20 protein-coding genes are annotated in these 14635 nt (G+C 50.4%); 13 read left to right on the top strand and 7 right to left on the bottom strand.

From position 1 onward, the window contains the following. Positions 1–4 precede the first annotated feature (4 nt). The 3 genes from B3007_RS06445 to B3007_RS06435 are packed head-to-tail and all read left to right on the top strand — an operon-like array spanning position 5 to position 3070. Entirely contained in the window at positions 5–1186 is a 1182-nt protein-coding gene (locus B3007_RS06445) for an iron-containing alcohol dehydrogenase (protein ID WP_301378014.1), read from the top strand. A 20-nt stretch (positions 1187–1206) separates the two neighbouring features. Beyond that, positions 1207–1641: an acyl-CoA thioesterase gene (locus tag B3007_RS06440; RefSeq protein WP_068440066.1), complete on the top strand. Its 435-nt coding sequence runs from the start codon at positions 1207–1209 to the stop codon at positions 1639–1641. Position 1642: 1 nt separating this feature from the next. Beyond that, positions 1643–3070, top strand: coding sequence for an aldehyde dehydrogenase family protein (locus B3007_RS06435; protein ID WP_301378015.1), 1428 nt, complete (start codon positions 1643–1645; stop codon positions 3068–3070). A 67-nt stretch (positions 3071–3137) separates the two neighbouring features. Here the strand turns inward: B3007_RS06435 and B3007_RS06430 are convergent, their stop codons facing one another. Both B3007_RS06430 and B3007_RS06425 read right to left on the bottom strand, forming a co-directional pair. Further along, positions 3138–3347, bottom strand: a complete 210-nt coding sequence (locus tag B3007_RS06430) for a cold-shock protein (protein WP_068440070.1) — start codon at positions 3345–3347, stop codon at positions 3138–3140. 299 nt (positions 3348–3646) lie between these two features. Next, a complete protein-coding gene (locus tag B3007_RS06425; RefSeq protein ID WP_139325802.1) occupies positions 3647–4486 on the bottom strand; it encodes an outer membrane protein assembly factor BamD in 840 nt (279 codons plus the stop codon). Between the two features lie 88 nt (positions 4487–4574). Between B3007_RS06425 and rluD the strand changes: the two genes are divergently transcribed. The 8 genes from rluD to B3007_RS06385 all read left to right on the top strand — a co-directional run bounded on the left by rluD (position 4575) and on the right by B3007_RS06385 (position 11198). Beyond that, complete coding sequence (gene rluD, locus B3007_RS06420; protein ID WP_297531332.1) at positions 4575–5540, top strand: 23S rRNA pseudouridine(1911/1915/1917) synthase RluD; 966 nt, start codon at positions 4575–4577, stop codon at positions 5538–5540. Then, a complete protein-coding gene (gene pgeF, locus B3007_RS06415) occupies positions 5540–6292 on the top strand; it encodes a peptidoglycan editing factor PgeF (RefSeq protein WP_297531334.1) in 753 nt (250 codons plus the stop codon). The genes rluD and pgeF overlap by 1 nt, the downstream gene beginning before the upstream one ends. A gap of 372 nt (positions 6293–6664) precedes the next feature. Next, positions 6665–8389, top strand: a complete 1725-nt coding sequence (locus B3007_RS06410) for an acetolactate synthase 3 large subunit (protein ID WP_068440079.1) — start codon at positions 6665–6667, stop codon at positions 8387–8389. A 2-nt stretch (positions 8390–8391) separates the two neighbouring features. Beyond that, a complete protein-coding gene (ilvN, locus tag B3007_RS06405; RefSeq protein ID WP_297531337.1) occupies positions 8392–8883 on the top strand; it encodes an acetolactate synthase small subunit in 492 nt (163 codons plus the stop codon). A gap of 375 nt (positions 8884–9258) precedes the next feature. Continuing rightward, complete coding sequence (locus B3007_RS06400; protein ID WP_297533984.1) at positions 9259–9774, top strand: hypothetical protein; 516 nt, start codon at positions 9259–9261, stop codon at positions 9772–9774. Position 9775: 1 nt separating this feature from the next. Next, complete coding sequence (locus tag B3007_RS06395; protein WP_075273413.1) at positions 9776–10000, top strand: hypothetical protein; 225 nt, start codon at positions 9776–9778, stop codon at positions 9998–10000. Between the two features lie 125 nt (positions 10001–10125). After that, positions 10126–10425, top strand: coding sequence for a cupin domain-containing protein (locus tag B3007_RS06390; RefSeq protein ID WP_301378016.1), 300 nt, complete (start codon positions 10126–10128; stop codon positions 10423–10425). Positions 10426–10523: 98 nt separating this feature from the next. Next, complete coding sequence (locus tag B3007_RS06385; protein ID WP_273088051.1) at positions 10524–11198, top strand: penicillin-insensitive murein endopeptidase; 675 nt, start codon at positions 10524–10526, stop codon at positions 11196–11198. Between the two features lie 5 nt (positions 11199–11203). On the opposite strand, the gene B3007_RS06380 is transcribed toward B3007_RS06385, so the two are convergent. Beyond that, the gene (locus B3007_RS06380; protein ID WP_076515158.1) at positions 11204–11383 is read right to left on the bottom strand and encodes a DUF6435 family protein; all 180 of its coding nucleotides are present in this window, start codon (positions 11381–11383) and stop codon (positions 11204–11206) included. A gap of 159 nt (positions 11384–11542) precedes the next feature. On the opposite strand from B3007_RS06380, the gene B3007_RS06375 reads away from it, so the two are divergent. Together B3007_RS06375 and B3007_RS06370 are read left to right on the top strand one after the other, a co-directional pair. After that, the gene (locus B3007_RS06375) at positions 11543–11758 is read left to right on the top strand and encodes a hypothetical protein (protein WP_301378017.1); all 216 of its coding nucleotides are present in this window, start codon (positions 11543–11545) and stop codon (positions 11756–11758) included. A gap of 71 nt (positions 11759–11829) precedes the next feature. Beyond that, a complete protein-coding gene (locus B3007_RS06370) occupies positions 11830–12165 on the top strand; it encodes a zinc ribbon domain-containing protein YjdM (RefSeq protein WP_301378018.1) in 336 nt (111 codons plus the stop codon). An 83-nt stretch (positions 12166–12248) separates the two neighbouring features. On the opposite strand, the gene B3007_RS06365 is transcribed toward B3007_RS06370, so the two are convergent. The 4 genes from B3007_RS06365 to B3007_RS06350 are packed head-to-tail and all read right to left on the bottom strand — an operon-like array spanning position 12249 to position 14407. Next, positions 12249–13424 carry an AI-2E family transporter gene (locus B3007_RS06365; RefSeq protein ID WP_301378019.1) on the bottom strand — a complete coding sequence of 392 codons (1176 nt, stop codon included), beginning with the start codon at positions 13422–13424 and terminating at the stop codon, positions 12249–12251. Next, positions 13421–13693, bottom strand: a complete 273-nt coding sequence (locus B3007_RS06360) for a hypothetical protein (protein WP_273088076.1) — start codon at positions 13691–13693, stop codon at positions 13421–13423. Before B3007_RS06360 ends, B3007_RS06365 begins: the two co-directional genes overlap by 4 nt. Beyond that, positions 13653–14102, bottom strand: a complete 450-nt coding sequence (locus B3007_RS06355) for a hypothetical protein (RefSeq protein WP_068440098.1) — start codon at positions 14100–14102, stop codon at positions 13653–13655. Before B3007_RS06355 ends, B3007_RS06360 begins: the two co-directional genes overlap by 41 nt. After that, on the bottom strand, positions 14099–14407 hold the full coding sequence (locus tag B3007_RS06350) for a hypothetical protein (protein ID WP_068439703.1): 309 nt from the start codon (positions 14405–14407) through the stop codon (positions 14099–14101). Before B3007_RS06350 ends, B3007_RS06355 begins: the two co-directional genes overlap by 4 nt. Positions 14408–14635: the final 228 nt, after the last annotated feature.

Genomic DNA, 14635 nt, shown 5'->3' with positions numbered 1-14635 from the left:
AATAATGACAGCTTTTACGTTTACAACGACACGCACCATCATCAATGAGCCGGGTTCAGCCCGGCGCCTGGCCAGTATCTGTGAAGAGCAGGGTGCGCGTAGCGTCATGCTGGTAACTGACCCGGGCATTATCAGTATTGGCTTGCTTGAGGACGTACTGCCAGCATTTTCAGAATCGGGTATTCAGTTAACACTGTTTAAAGACGTTGAAGCCGACCCGGCTGACAGCACGGTCATCGACGCCGCGAATCAGGCGCGTGCTGCTAAAGCCGATTATGTGGTGGGATTTGGCGGTGGTAGCTCGATGGATGTCGCCAAGCTGGTGGCCTTACTGGCTCACCCAGAGTGCAAACAGCCGTTAAGCGATATGTACGGTGTTGGCAATGCACGTGGTAAACGTCTGCCTTTATTGCAGGTGCCTACTACGGCAGGCACAGGCTCTGAGGTTACTCCCATCGCTATCGTTACCACAGGTGCAACGACTAAGGCGGGCGTGGTTTCTCCCGTTTTACAGCCCGACATTGCTTTATTAGATGCCGAGCTGACCAAAGGCCTGCCAGCGCACGTTACGGCAGCGACCGGCATTGATGCCATGGTGCACGCTATTGAAGCCTACACCTCTGTGCATAAGAAAAACCCTGTGTCCGACATGCTGGCGAAAGAAGGGCTGCGCCTGTTGTCATCGAACCTCATGGCTGCTGTTAACGAAGGGCACAACCTCGAAGCGCGCAGTAATATGTTGCTCGGTGCGCTGTATGCTGGTCAGGCATTTGCCAATGCGCCAGTGGCGGCAGTACATGCACTGGCGTATCCACTGGGTGGTCATTTCCATATTCCGCATGGTCTGAGTAATTCCCTCGTATTGCCGCAAGTTATGCGGTTTAACGCAGCGGATAAACAGGCGGCAGCACAGTACGCGGAATTAGCGCCCTATATTATGGGAGCTGATTTCTCAGAAAAATCAGCCGGGAGCAGCGATGAGGACGTTACTAACACTCTGATCGCCTGGCTTGAACAGCGGATCAAAGAGACCGGCCTGCCAATGAGGCTGCGGGAGTGTGACATCCCGGAAGATGCTGTTCCTATGCTGGCCAGTGAAGCCATGCTGCAGCAACGTTTGCTAATTAATAATCCGCGCGAAGTCACCGAAGCGGATGCGCTGGCTATTTACACCGCAGCTTATTAATTTTGAAAAGAGGATGACCCATGAGCAGTGAAAAACCGCTGTCACGCAGTGACTATAAAAAGTTCGTCCCTATTACTACCCGCTGGATGGATAACGATATCTACGGCCACGTTAACAACGTGACTTACTATTCTTATTTTGATTCGGCAGTTAACCGCCATTTAATCGAAGAGGGTGGGCTGGATATTCATGATGCGCCGATTGTTGGTTTCGTGGTCAATTCACATTGTAATTACCTTGCCCCGATTGCCTACCCAGACGCCATCGAAGTTGGCCTGAGAGTCAACAAGCTGGGCAACAGCTCAGTGACCTATGGTGTCGCTATCTTCAAAGAAGGCGAAGATCAGGCCTGTGCCTTTGGCGACTTTATTCACGTATTTGTGGAACGCGCGGCCAATAAATCCGTCCCAATTCCTGAACCGATACGAAATGCACTCTCGCAACTGGTGATCTGACATGAGTAAGACCTATCCCTACTATCTCGCAGGCGAAGCGGTATACGCCAATACAGACCTGAAAGTTACCGATAAATACAGCGGAGAAGTCGCTTACGAAGTGCCACTGGCGACGCCGGATGTTCTGGATGAAGCCATTGCAGCGGCCGAAGGCGCAGCCGAAGCGATGCGTAAAATGACGGTTTATGAACGTCAGGCTGTTCTTGAGCATTGTGTGAAACGCTTTACCGAGCGCGCTGACGAACTGGCCGAAGCCTTGTGTATTGAAGCCGGTAAACCGATTAACGATGCGAAAGGCGAAGTAGGTCGCTTAATCGACACCTTTAAAATCGCGGCGGAAGAAACACCGCGTATGCTGGGCGAGACTCTGCCATTGGATATCAGTCCGCGCGCCAAAGGCTATCGTGGTATGACTCAGCGCGTGCCTATCGGCCCGTGCGCATTTATCAGCCCGTTTAACTTCCCGTTGAACCTGGCTGCACATAAAGTCGCTCCGGCGATTGCGGCGGGTTGCCCGTTCGTATTGAAACCAGCCAGCATGACACCGATTGGCGCTCTGGTGATTGGTGAAATTCTCGCAGAAACGGATCTCCCTAAAGGGGCGTTTTCTATTCTGCCGTGTCGCCGTGACAGTGCCGATATGCTTACCGAAGACGACCGCCTGAAGCTTCTGAGCTTTACCGGTTCTCCTGAAGTTGGCTGGGCTTTGAAAGCCCGTGCTGGTAAAAAGCCGGTCGTGCTGGAACTCGGTGGCAACGCTGCATGTGTTGTCGATAACGACTGGGATCTCGATGATGCGGTTGCCCGTGTCATCATCGGTGCTTTCTACCAGTCGGGTCAGAGCTGCATCGGTGTTCAGCGCTTGTATGTGCACAGCGATGTGTATGACAAATTCAAAGAAAAACTGCTGACCAAAACCAAAGCGCTGAAAAGTGGTGATCCGAAAGATCCGGAAACCTTTATTGGTCCGATGATTTCCGAAGGCGAAGCGGAACGTCTGCATGGCTGGATTAAAGACGCTCTGGATCGCGGTGCGACCTTACTGTGTGGTGGTGAGCGTGACGGCAATATGCTGCAGGCATCCTTGCTGGAAAACGTACCAGCGGATTGCGAACTCAGCGCGGAAGAAGCGTTTGGCCCCGTGGCTATTTTAGAGCCGTTTGATGATTACGACGCTGTTCTGAATAAAGTAAACGACAGCCGCTACGGTCTGCAGGCGGGTATCTTCACCCGCGATCTGTATAAAGCACAGAAAGCTTGGGATGAGCTGGAAGTCGGTGGTGTCGTGATTGGTGATGTGCCGAGCTGGCGCGTCGACCATATGCCATACGGCGGTGTAAAAGACTCAGGCATTGGCCGGGAGGGCATTCGCTATGCTCTTGAAGATATGACAGAGTTGCGCCTGATGGTAGTGCGCACGCCGCAGTAACGGAAATGCAGACCAAAAAAAGCGCAGTCGGTTTCCCGACTGCGCTTTTTTATGCATCACGTTCTGATTACAGAGCGACGATGTTCTCAGCCTGAGGGCCTTTCTGACCTTGAGTTACAGTGAACTCAACACGCTGGCCTTCAGCCAGAGTTTTAAAGCCAGAACCAGTGATCGCGCTGAAGTGAGCGAAAACGTCAGGGCCAGATTCCTGCTCGATGAAGCCGAAACCTTTAGATTCGTTGAACCATTTTACTGTGCCAGTTGTTTTATCAGACATAATTTGTACCTTTCGGATTGTATTCAGTGGTGTCCCTCATGACACAAAGCCACGCTGAGGACGATAAAGCATGAAATAAGGCTGAACTTAGAAACTACAAACCGAGGTATTACAGCTAACTGACATCGAGATGGAGTATTTAGACAGGAGACTTTCTTTCTTGCCAGATGGACTATGGGCTTGGTTCGGCTATCTGTCAATATTTATCGGCGAAACAGCACGTTTGGGTAACAAAAAATTCATTTTTCCTGCCAGCCGGGCGGGTCAGAGGGCTGGCAGGGTGAAAATCAGGGAGCTGATCAGTCGATCAGGCCAAAGCTGATGATGTTCCAGAAGCTGCGACGGTCGACATCTGCCAGTCCACTTTCTTCCAGCTGGCCATCCACCAGTTGTGGGTGATCCGGATAGTTCAGCTTCAACAGCGCCAGTGACTTCTCAGCCAGCTCGTCCATTTCCAGCAGCTGGTAAGCCTCAGTCATGATCGCCAGCGCGTCTTTAACATACGGCGTCTTCTGGTAGTGGATCAGAACTTCTTCACAGCGGTTTGCCGCAGCCAGATAAGCATGACGCTTCATATAATACTTAGCGACGTTGATCTGATAGCTGGCCAGACGTTCACGCAGGTAAACCATGCGGGCACGTGCATCGGCGTTGTATTCGCTGTCAGGGAAGCGGCGCAGCAACTCAGAGAAATACGCGAATGAATCCTGCAGGGGCACCGGGTTACGGTACTCTGTTTCATCACTCAGGTAGCGCTCGACGAAGGCAAAACCCAGCTCATAGGTTGCCAGACCGCGCATATAGTAAGCGTAATCAACTTTCGGGTGTTGCGGGTGAAGACGGATAAAGCGTTCAGATTTGGCCAGAACACCTTCCATGTCTGACATCTTGAAGCTGACGTAAATCAGCTCAAGCTGAGCTTGCTCTGCGTATTGGCCGAACGGATACTCGCTTTCGAGTCGCTTCAGGCGGTCTTCCGCGATCAGCATGTTATCGTCGTCGATGGCCTCGCGGGCTTCTTCGTAGTACTCGGCTTCGGTACGTACTTCACGTTCAGGGTTCGAAGAGCAGGCGCTCAGGCCGGCTGAAAGAAAAGACGCTGTGATCAGTGCCAACAGGATGGACTTTATGGAGTGCATTCTCATACATCTATATAATTTCGCGATACGCCGTATTAGAACACACCTGCGCGTCATCATCATCCGTCGCGCACATTAAAGGTTTCCTATGTCTGACCAGATAGACCACACCATTGAAGTTCCCTATGAAGAGGGCAACAAACGCCTTGATCAGGTGGCCGCCAAGCTCTTCCCTGATTACTCACGCTCGCGCCTGCAGCAATGGATCAAAGATGGCCAGCTGCTGGTGAACGGCAAATCTGTCCGGGGGCGCGATAAGGTGGTTGGTGGTGAGACCCTGACCTTAACCGCCGAGCTTGAGGCCGAGGGCGAATGGGAGCCAGAAGATATCCCGCTGGATATCGTCTACGAGGATGATGACATTCTGGTACTGAACAAACCGACCAACCTCGTGGTGCATCCTGCCGCAGGTAATCGTACCGGTACCTTACTCAACGGCTTACTTTTTCACTGCCCTGAGCTGATTAATATTCCCCGTGCCGGCATTGTTCATCGCCTTGATAAAGACACCACCGGCCTGATGGTAGTTGCCAAAACATTACAGGCTCAGACGCATCTCGTCGCTCAACTGCAGGATCGCAGCATGGGACGTGAGTATGAGGCGGTAGTGCAAGGGCACATGGTGGCGGGTGGTACAGTCGATGAACCGATTGGCCGTCACGGTACGCAACGCACCAAGATGGCCGTTAGCCCCATGGGTAAAGAAGCGGTCACTCACTATCGTGTTTTGCATAAGTTTCCGTCGCATACCTACATTCGCTGCAAGCTGGAAACTGGCCGCACGCACCAGATTCGTGTGCACATGTCGCACATCAGCCATCCTCTCGTTGGTGATGCCACGTACGCTGCCCGTACCCGACTGAAGAAAGGCGTCAGCCCAGAGTTACGCGAAATGCTGGCGAAATTTCCACGACAGGCACTTCATGCAAAAGCCCTGACGCTGATTCACCCGCGTACCGAAGAAATCATGGAATGGGAAATCGAACTCCCGGATGATTTTGTTGAACTGCTGAATACACTGGCCGACGACGAAGCCTTGCAGGACGACTATTAATGATCGACCTGCACCAACCCGAATGGCCATTGCCGGAAGGCGTTCACGCATACTATTCGGGTCGGCGCGGCGGCGTTTCGTTAGCGCCGTATAACGGATTTAACCTTGGCGATCATGTGGGTGATTTACCCGAATCCGTGGCCGCTAATCGAGCGACGCTGCTCGATGCTTTGCCCGGCGTTTCAGGCATCCAGTGGCTGAAGCAGGTGCACGGTGTTGAGGTATTTCAGGCAACCGCTGACTCACTCAGAGTAATCCCAGAAGCCGATGCGGCCGCCACCACCGAAGCAGGTATCGCCTGTGCTGTGATGACGGCCGACTGTCTGCCCGTGTTGTTCTGTGATCAGAGCGGCGACAAGGTCGCTGCTGCCCATGCCGGTTGGCGCGGCCTGGCATCGGGCGTCTTGCTCAACACACTCAACGAGTTCTCTGATGCATCTCAGGTAAGTGCTTACTTATGCCCGGCGATCGGATTTGAAGCCTTTGAAGTTGGCCCTGAAGTTAAAGCTGCCTTTCCCGGTGCGCCCGAAACCTGCTTTCGCAACGGAGAGGGAGATCGCTGGTATGCAGATCTCTTTGAGCTGGCTCGTTGGCAGCTCATCCGTGCGGGAATTGGCAGTGTGCACGGAGGAGGGATCTGCACTTTCGAAGACGAAAGTGGGTATTTTTCATATCGTCGTGATGGTGTCACCGGTCGTCAGGTCAGCCTGATCTGGAAAGCGTCAAACCTGCCCCGTTTTCAGACTGGATAATACCGTTGCTGAAACCTTATTAAATACAGTGATAAAAACCGGCCTGAGCCTTGATTTTACAGGGGTTTGGTGGTTCACACATTGATCAAGTACTGATAGAATAAACGCCATAAATGACAGCTCACCCAATGCTACACACCCGGAGCGCGGTGATTGTCATACATGGCCTTTGATGCGGTTACCCTCCGTGTCCGGCCCTGACCCCGGTTTCCTGGACCAGGCACCCGGTATCTGATGACGAACTAAGAGTGACTCATCCAGCCTTTTAAGGGATTGCCCCAACGGTTCCGTTTGAGCTGTTGTTGGTGCAGACCCGACTCGAACATACGTAACTCGTGCTCAACGGTGAGCACAAGAACAGAGGATTTTACGGTGGAATTAATTTCCGGCGGAGACATGCTGGTTCGTGCACTTCACGAAGCAGGTGTTGAATACGTTTATGGTTATCCGGGCGGTTCGCTGCTTCACGTTTACGACTCGCTGTACAAGCAGAGCGCGGTGAAGCACGTACTCGTCCGTCATGAGCAGGCCGCTGCTCACATGGCTGATGGTTATGCGCGCGCGACGGGTAAAGCGGGCGTGGTGATGGTTACTTCTGGTCCGGGCGCAACAAACACCATTACGGGTATTGCGACGGCCTTTACAGACTCCATCCCTATGGTCGTTATTTCTGGTCAGGTAATGAGCCACTTAGTGGGCGACGACGCCTTCCAGGAAACCGATATGCTGGGTGTATCGCGTCCTATCGTTAAGCACAGCTTTGCGGTTCGTCGTCCTGAAGACATTCCAGAGATCGTTGCTAAGGCTTTCTACATCGCCAACACCGGTCGCCCTGGTCCGGTTGTGATCGATATTCCGAAAGATATGACGATGCCAAACGAGCGTTACGAGTACGTCTATCCGAAGAAAATTAAAATGCGTTCCTATACGCCGCCACAGCGTGGTCACTCAGGTCAGATTAAAAAGGCCGTTGAGTTGCTGCTGGCTGCTAAGCGTCCGGTAATCTACTCCGGTGGTGGTGTCATCATTGATGGCAGCTCCGACAAACTGCGTGCGCTGGTTGATCGTCTGAACTTCCCATGCACTAACACCCTGATGGGTCTGGGTGCGTATCCGGGCACTGGCGAGCGCTTTATCGGCATGCTGGGCATGCACGGCTCTTACGAAGCCAACATGACCATGCACAACGCAGACGTTGTTATCTGTATTGGTGCGCGTTTTGACGACCGCGTAACCAATGCGACCAGCAAGTTCTGCCCGGATGCAAAAATCATCCACGTCGATATTGACCCATCATCAATCTCTAAAACCATCATCGCTGACGTGCCAATTGTTGGCCCGGTAGGTGCGGTTCTGGACGAAATGATGGCATTGCTCGACGAAGCCAACGAAACACCCGATGCAGAAGCACTGGAAACCTGGTGGAAACAGATCAACGAATGGCGTGAGCGTCATGGCGGTCGTTACGAGAAAAACGACAGCCAGCTGATGAAGCCGCAGGAAGTGATCGAGGCCATGTGGACTGCCACCAAAGGTGATGCCTTCATCACCTCTGACGTAGGTCAGCACCAGATGTTCGCTGCACAGTACTACAAATTCGACAAGCCAAACCGTTGGATCAACTCAGGTGGTCTGGGCACTATGGGCTTTGGGTTCCCGGCGGCCATGGGCATCAAGATGAACTTCCCGGATGACATGGTCGTCTGTGTGACCGGTGAAGGTTCGATTCAGATGAACATCCAGGAATTGTCGACCTGTCTGCAGTACGGCATTCCGGTAAAAATTCTGTGTCTGAACAACGGCTCACTGGGCATGGTTCGCCAGTGGCAGGACATGAACTACGAAGGTCGTCACTCACACTCCTACATGGAGTCACTGCCTGACTTCGTTAAGCTGGTAGAAGCGTATGGCCACGTGGGTATCCGTGTGACCGATCGCGATCAGTTGCCACAAGCGCTTGAAGACACCTTCGGCAAGTACAACGACCGTCTGGTATTCCTCGACGTAGCAGTTGATGAAACCGAACACGTATATCCAATGCAGGTGCCAACCGGCTCCATGCGTGATATGTGGCTGAGCAAGACGGAGCGTACCTGATCATGAGACATATTATTTCAATCCTGCTTGAAAACGAGCCAGGTGCTTTGTCCCGCGTTGTAGGTCTGTTTGCACAGCGCGGCTACAACATCGAAACCTTAACGGTCGCGCCAACAGAAGACGAAACCCTGTCGCGCATGACCATGACCACCACCGGCGACGAGCGCAAGATCGAACAGATCACCAAGCAGCTCAACAAACTGGTAGAAGTGGTTAAGCTGGTTGACCTGTCAGAAGGCCCGCACATTGAGCGCGAGCTGATGCTGATTAAAGTCAAAGCGATTGGTGCACAACGTGCTGAAATCAAACGTACTGCCGACATCTTCCGCGGCCAGATTGTTGACGTTAGCCCAAGCGTTTACACCATCCAGCTGACTGGAACCAGTGACAAGCTCGAAGCCTTTATCGAATCCATCGGTGCTGGCTGTGTACTCGAAACCGTACGTACCGGGGTATCTGGTATCGCACGCGGTGAGAAAGTACTGAGTCTCTGATGTAGGGTGTGCACTGCGCACCTCTTAAATTATCGACTCACAGAAAGGGCCTTCGGGCCCTTTTTTGTTGGTCGATTTTGTTGCCTGCTCACCTGAATATCATCACGTAGGGCAGATGCGCTTGCCCGTCTTTGGGGAGCGTAGTAACTTAACCCAATATCAAATCAGAACTTATGAACTTCGGATGAAGTAATTGAGTAAGCCACCGCCGAAGTAAAAGACGTGCGCGTTTTTCTTGAAGGGAAATTTGAGTTATGGAGGATTCTTCAATGCAATCAATAGGCTACCTAGGAAACCTCGAAAGAGTGTCCTAGGATAAATGCGCACGCACACTAATAAGCTGTTATGCAATCACCATCTATTAAAGGAGTAATGATGAAAGCCAATATATTAACCTTCACTGAAAATGAAGCTATTGACTACCTTAACCGAACTAAGCGATCGAATCAGATTTATATGTATAAATTCGATGTCGACGTGGTATTTCGGAAAGGAAAAAAGAGTGACGAGCAAATTGGCAAGGTTCGATACAAGGAAGATTCAAGGCCTCAAAAGTCTTATAACAGCAGGACAAAAACTGAGCAAGATAAGAAAAATGATATAGTTACCTACCAAAAAGGTGGAACTGATGACTTATACGTATTAGCGAAATCCGGCGGGGTTTCACTTTTTGATGGGATGAGCAGCAAGGTCAAACTCGGAAAAAATGATTGCTGGTGGGTAATAACTAAGAATGCCAAACTAGAAGAAGGTTTAGTTATCGCTAAGGATATGTTCTCTGATAGCGAAGGAAATACTCACTACTCAATAGAGCCTGATAGAGATATGCTGTTATCTGAGTACATTGAAAAACTTGAAGAGCTTAAAAAATACATGAAACAGAAGGTATGATATGGCTTTTTCATACAAGGACCTAACATATATACGGGCATCTATTCAAGCCTATGAGGGCATCCTTTCTGAGGTAAATGAAGATGAATGCTCGGACGACGATGAATTTTCTGAAATTCAAGATGATCGTCTTTACTTAAATCGACTTTTGGCTCTTGTAAACCAAGAGATTTCGGATATTGAAGGGGCAAAGCCTAAATTAACCCCTATTAAAGGCAAGGAATAAGTGCATAACAAAGCGTTGCAATTGACGCCCTACACTCCGCTTGCTTTGTGCTAGAAAACATTAGCACAAAGCAAACTCCATTCCGGCCGCAACTGAACGCGGCGTTATGAGTCAGAGAAAAGTCAGTGAATAAAATTGATTTAATCAAGACAGATGAAGTAAGAGTTTCAAGAATCTGTTTAAAAGCAGCAGAGATTTCACCCGCACACTATCATTCGAATGTTATTGAAAGCATAGTATGTTTAAGTGGTGAAATAGAAGTTGTGCTGGATTCTAGTAGTGATCCAAATATTTTAAAGCCGGGAAATTTTATTGATATTCAGCCACTAGATGGGCACCACTTAATTAATCGATTAAACTCCGCATCAGAATATTTATTGGTCCAAAAAGGATCTTATGATTTCGTACCAATAAAATCCTATTAAAAACGTTAAAGTGCAGCATGCGCATAACAAGCACAAGCATTGGACCAATGATCTTGCCCCGATAAAACGGAAACCAAAGACAGTCAACGAAGCCCAATATGCTTATGAGATACATACTACTCGCCATCTTATCGTTCCCTGTGATGTTACACGCCGAAACGAGCACCTGCTATGGCACAACAGCCAATGGCAGCTTGTCTGGAGGTGTGCAGCTACCCTCTGAAGGAAGCAACTATGTGGGCTACAGCTCCATTGCCCGATTGGCTGGTCGCACTTATGTTCATTCTGAAGTCAGGGATATTGTAGTGTCTGCCTACGTACAGTTGGAAAAAGAGCAACCTGATAAGGTTTATAAGTACGCAGAAACAGGTTTTAAAGAGGGCGGTCAGTTTAAACCTCATAAGACTCACAGAAACGGACTATCTGTCGACTTCATGACTCCAGTCGTGGATGGGAATGGTAAATCCGTTCACCTGCCAACGAATCCTTTAAATAAGTTTGGCTACAATATCGAGTTCGATGGCAGAGATCATTTCGATGAAATGCACATTGATTACGAGGCGCTCGCTGCTCATATAGTAGCGTTGGACCAACAGGCGAAAGCGCACGGGCACGGTTTATGGCGGGTAATCTTTGATCCGGCCCTGCAACCAAATTTGCTTGATACTAAGTACGGGCAGTATCTTAAAGACAATATTCAGTTTTCGAAAAAGCGCTCTTGGGTGCGCCATGACGAGCACTACCATGTGGATTTCGCTATACCCTGCGAGTAGCTGTCTTACAGCTTCTCTGCAGCCTCTATCTCCTGAATCTTCTTATAAATATCCTCAGCCTCCGTTGATAGCTTAGAGTAAGTGCGGATATCGCCACCTCGCTGGGCATGCATGGCTTGTTCAAGCAGCGCGGCGTGCTGTTTTCTGAGTTTCTTGGTCGGATCACTTTTCAAGAATGAGAACATGCATGACTCCGGTGAGTTAAGACAGATAGCTAAGTCGTCTCATTGTGTACGAGAAGTGGTGATAAAATCCAGAACTTATACGTAAGTTGTACAAATTGAGAGAGGTTGCCCCGATAGCTATAATCGCCGCCCCTTTACGTTATTCAGGTTCTGTTCAGTATGTTGTTTTTCCCTATCCAGCAGGAGCTGGACTGCATCAGCGAACGCGGTGTGATTCTGGGCAAGATTCGCTTCGATGACGCCCAAGGGAGGCATATCTTCTATCAGCCTGCTGATGTTGTTGAGGTTACGGCGGCAGAGCAGGCGGCCATCAATGAGCGGCTGGCTGGGCTGAATGCGGGTACTTACGGCATCCCCATGCAGGATGATGACTGAGACCCCATACCGTTTGTAGGGCTATTCGGGTATACTCCGGCCTCCTTAAAAATCGATAAGAAGTGTTCATTATGTCTTTGCCTCCATGCCCTAAGTGTCAGTCTGAATACGTGTATGAAGATCAGGCGAACCTGGTATGCCCGGAATGCGGTCACGAGTGGAATCCAGCAGATAACAGCGATGACGATGCGTTTGTGGTTCGTGATTCGAACGGCAAGGTGCTGGAAGTAGGCGATCAGATCACTCTGATTAAAGACCTGAAGGTAAAAGGTTCATCGCAGCCGCTGAAGATTGGTTCTAAGACGACCATCCGCCGCATCGTTGAAGGCAAGGATCATGAGCTGGACTGCAAGTTTGCCGGTGCTGGCGAGATTATGGTGACAGCCAAGTTCGTTAAAAAGGCCTGATAACCCGAATCTGGCTGATATCCGATAGAAGGGATGAGCGGCACTGTTTATACCCCTGTGCCGTTCTTGTAGCTATGTTTCCGTTAGCCCGGAGTTTCGATCAGCTTTACCCATCTCGAGAAGATGTTCAGGCGGGCGGCCGCCAGTTTCAGGCAGACCAGCAAAGGCACGGCAATTAAGACGCCTACAGCACCCCACATCCAGCCCCACAGAATAAGCCAGAGAATGAGTACCAGAGGGTTCAGCCTCATATTGTGGCCCAGCACGGTAGGCGTAATGAACTGAGCTTCGATGGTGTTAATACCAAAAAAGATCAGTGGCGGCATGAACGCCATCCAGTTTGCACCGTACTGAATAATTCCAGCCAGATACAGCACCATCATTCCTGCAATCGGGCCCACGTAAGGGGCGAAGTTCAGCAGGGCGACCATCACCCCCCACAGCAGGGCATCCTGCACGCCAGCGGCCCAGAGCGCTGCTCCTGTCACGATACCAAGGCCGGTATTGATGACACTCACTGTTAATATGTAGCGCGATAGCTCGCGTTGTACTTCGTCGAGCAGCGAGTTTGCCGCCTGCTTGTCGCTTTGCTGAGTAAAGCCACTGATAAAGTTACTGTAGAGTAGCGGCCCGAATACCAGCATGAAAACGACCAGAATCACAAAGGTGAAGAACTGGGTGAGCATGACCGGTGTTGCGCCCAGTATCTGAATCATTAACTCAACACCGCCTTGTTTGAAACGGTCTGAGACAGCGTTCTGGTCTGGCTCAGGTTCGGGTTTCGGCGGTTCGGGCTCATCTTTGCTGAACCAGCCGAACCATCCGCCGCTGTCTTCTTCTGGTTCAGCTTTTGGTGGAGGCGCCTGTTCGCTGAGCGCGAGTTTTTCGCTGATTTCATTCAGCTCTGTGGTCAGCTGTGTCGACAGCTCTGGAATACGTTCTGCCCAGCGCTCTGCGGGCTCGACCAATTGCATTCCGAGCAGTGTAAAGGGTACACCGAGTGAGGCCAGTAACAGCAAGGCAGAGAATGATCTCGGAATATAGAAGCGTTTGAGTATTCGTACCAATGGGCTGAGTAGCAGTGCGAACAGTGCGGCCACTACAACGGGCAGGAAGAGTGTCTGCGCAATGTACAGCGTGTAGAAAACGACAAATGCGATAAGCCAGTACATTACCATTTGCATGGAGGTCAGCTTTTTGGGCTGATCTTCTGACTCATCGTTCTGATTTTTTAGGGCAATCTGCCGAAGCTGACTCATTCGCCGGCTCCGAACTGCTGGCCTAAGGCGAAGGCATCACGCGTAAACGGAATTAACCGGCTGCCCTGAATGCTTAGGGCAGAGATACGGGTAGGGCCAAGAAAGCCGACCAGTGCACCTGCTGCCACGCCAGTGCCTATTAACCAGACTGGGGGGACTTTTTTAAGAGTCTCGTGAGAGTCTTTTGCGAGTACGCCGATCGCTTTTGTGCGAAGCGTCAGCTGTTCATCAAGTTGATCGAGTCGGTTGATCATAGTCTGACGCTTCACCGGATACCTCCTGTATGATTCGACGTGCATGCGACTTGGTGCGCCGAAAACCGATACCGTTGCGGAATCGTTTTCTCATTGAAAGCAGCGTTATGCAGAGCGCAATCTGAAGCAAAGTAAAACTGGAAATTGCCCAGGTCACAGATGCTGACAGGGCATAAACACACCAGGCAATTAATCCACCCAAAGAAACCCATGCCAGAATAATTGCTGGAATAATCGCCAGCCAGGTGATGAGTAATCTTCGGGTATCATCGACCGTTAACTGCATCTCCAGTCTGAATATTTCAGACAGTTCTTTTGCAGCCGTTGTGGTCTGGCCAGACAGCGCTGACAGTTGTTCTGTCAGCGCTTGAGCAAGAGCTTCCTGTTCGCTCTGCTCTGGCTTTTTATTGCTTTTCGGGCTCATTTACTTGAGAGCACTTTCGAAGCAAGGAAGCCTGCAGCAAATGCAATACCCGCAGTCACCAGTGGCTTTTCTTTCATGTAGCCGGTTGCCTGGTCTGCAAGTTCAGAGGCTTTATCACGACCTTTTAATAGCTGCTCAGTGGCGTCATTTTTGACATCTACACCTGCTGATTCTGCGGCTACTTTGAAGTGATTTTTGGCGTCGATCAGCTTGTTATAAGCTTCAGAAACTGCTTCGCGACTTGCTGCCAGTTCTTCCTGCTTATCGACTGAATTGTTTGCTGATTTTGAGTTTGCATTAGCCATAATAACTCTCCTTTTGGGATTGTTTCGGGCTTCAGATTGATTTCGCGTGAGGGCGTTAAAAAGGGCCTCTCCCGGCGTTACAGTCTCTTTACTGTCAATTTTACGACCGGTGATCCGGTGAATAGTTCAGGGGATTTTTGATGAACAAGTTTTAACAGGAGAGTGAGAGCGGAAAAACTGCAGAAAAAATACTGATGATTCAAGATGTTGCGACGTGTTGAGCTCTGC

Origin of the sequence: Thalassolituus sp. UBA675, assembly GCF_002297765.1 — a bacterium.
Classification (GTDB): Bacteria; Pseudomonadota; Gammaproteobacteria; order Pseudomonadales; family Oceanobacteraceae; genus Thalassolituus.
The sequence above is the reverse complement of the archived record's forward strand: the minus strand, read 5'-3'. Positions and strand labels throughout refer to the sequence as shown.

Coding starts and splice junctions, on each gene's coding strand:
- B3007_RS06375 (WP_301378017.1), top strand. CDS start 11,543: ATGTTGTTTTTCCCTATCCAGCAGGAGCTGGACTGCATCAGCGAACGC.
- B3007_RS06365 (WP_301378019.1), bottom strand. CDS start 13,424: ATGAGTCAGCTTCGGCAGATTGCCCTAAAAAATCAGAACGATGAGTCA.
- B3007_RS06355 (WP_068440098.1), bottom strand. CDS start 14,102: ATGAGCCCGAAAAGCAATAAAAAGCCAGAGCAGAGCGAACAGGAAGCT.
- B3007_RS06400 (WP_297533984.1), top strand. CDS start 9,259: ATGAAAGCCAATATATTAACCTTCACTGAAAATGAAGCTATTGACTAC.
- pgeF (WP_297531334.1), top strand. CDS start 5,540: ATGATCGACCTGCACCAACCCGAATGGCCATTGCCGGAAGGCGTTCAC.
- B3007_RS06440 (WP_068440066.1), top strand. CDS start 1,207: ATGAGCAGTGAAAAACCGCTGTCACGCAGTGACTATAAAAAGTTCGTC.
- B3007_RS06435 (WP_301378015.1), top strand. CDS start 1,643: ATGAGTAAGACCTATCCCTACTATCTCGCAGGCGAAGCGGTATACGCC.
- B3007_RS06350 (WP_068439703.1), bottom strand. CDS start 14,407: ATGGCTAATGCAAACTCAAAATCAGCAAACAATTCAGTCGATAAGCAG.
- B3007_RS06370 (WP_301378018.1), top strand. CDS start 11,830: ATGTCTTTGCCTCCATGCCCTAAGTGTCAGTCTGAATACGTGTATGAA.
- B3007_RS06380 (WP_076515158.1), bottom strand. CDS start 11,383: ATGTTCTCATTCTTGAAAAGTGATCCGACCAAGAAACTCAGAAAACAG.
- B3007_RS06395 (WP_075273413.1), top strand. CDS start 9,776: ATGGCTTTTTCATACAAGGACCTAACATATATACGGGCATCTATTCAA.
- ilvN (WP_297531337.1), top strand. CDS start 8,392: ATGAGACATATTATTTCAATCCTGCTTGAAAACGAGCCAGGTGCTTTG.
- B3007_RS06385 (WP_273088051.1), top strand. CDS start 10,524: ATGCTTATGAGATACATACTACTCGCCATCTTATCGTTCCCTGTGATG.
- B3007_RS06425 (WP_139325802.1), bottom strand. CDS start 4,486: ATGCACTCCATAAAGTCCATCCTGTTGGCACTGATCACAGCGTCTTTT.
- B3007_RS06430 (WP_068440070.1), bottom strand. CDS start 3,347: ATGTCTGATAAAACAACTGGCACAGTAAAATGGTTCAACGAATCTAAA.
- rluD (WP_297531332.1), top strand. CDS start 4,575: ATGTCTGACCAGATAGACCACACCATTGAAGTTCCCTATGAAGAGGGC.
- B3007_RS06445 (WP_301378014.1), top strand. CDS start 5: ATGACAGCTTTTACGTTTACAACGACACGCACCATCATCAATGAGCCG.